Annotated in this window: 1 protein-coding gene; it reads left to right on the plus strand. The window is 40.1% G+C overall.

Annotated elements, in window-relative coordinates; translation table 11 throughout:
• Positions 1-381: 381 nt before the first annotated feature.
• The coding region (locus AC58PQ_RS29540; protein WP_497247961.1) for a hypothetical protein at positions 382-1,159 on the plus strand (778 nt) is incomplete at its 3' end.

A 1,159-nucleotide genomic window follows, 5' to 3' on the forward strand; every position in this document is an offset into this window, starting at 1 on the left:
GCGAGGTAACTGACAGTGACAGGCTCTTTTTTCACCGTGTCTTTCGCAGTCTCGCTTGGCGCCTTCCCACTGTCTTTCCCATCAGTATTTGTAGTCCCTCCACAAGCTGTTAAACTAATTGCAAAAGTGCTTACCAATGCTACGGTCAATACTTTTTTCGTAAACATTTTCATGGTTATTCCCCCTCCATCATTCGGCGCTAAAGAAATGTTAGAAATGTTGTCATTGTTCCTGCACCGTTAACCCTAGTATAGAGGACGTGCTTTTTAAGATAAATGTAGAAATCTGACTAGGTCGTTTATAATATTATTACTGGCCTTTTACACGCTTACATGTGTGATATAATAGCACCAATTCACTTTCCCTGGAGCTGATGCAAAAGTGTTAAATAAACTCGGATTTCAAAGTAAGGTATTCCTTGTATTTATCAGCATTTTTTTATTGATCATAGTTTCCTTCTCATCCTATTTATTTATGTATATGAAGCGGACGCTTGTTCACACCGATCAGATCAATCTTGCCCCGGCAGCGCAAAAAATATCAGATCAAATCGATATGTTGTACAAACAGCTCGGCAATGCGGCCATTAGCTATACAACCAACCAGGATAACCTGGAAATGATGATCAACATGTACCATGATTCCGAAAGCCATTCTTTTGTGTCGTTATTGTATAAATCGAAATTGGCTCACAATTTGAACGTGATTTACAGCGTAGTTAGCAACTTATATAAGGTCATCATATTTATCCCTGAGAAGAACATTTTCTTCACGTATATTCGAGATGAAGGTGTTATTAACGAGATTCCTGCTCGATATTCGGATCCGAAAATCGTAAACGAGCACTTCGCGGCGGATCGTTTGTTTACGGGTACCCCCCCTCACCCCGACGACTGGTCGACTACTCCCCAAACCGTCATATCTGTGGTACGTAAATTCAGTACGCCGTACTATACGGATTTTGGAATGATCGAAATAGAGCTTCCTTATCAAACCTTAGAAGAAATTTGCTCAATTGATATGAACAAATCCGGAAAAGAAGTACTTGTGATAGACGAAAACGGTACTCTAGTATATCCATATTTAGCAGAGGAAGGTAAAGAAAGAAAGGACAAGGCACTACGGATCGCAAAAGCGATAAAAGACCAGGGAATGAACA

It is taken from the genome of Paenibacillus sp. J22P143 (assembly GCF_059692035.1).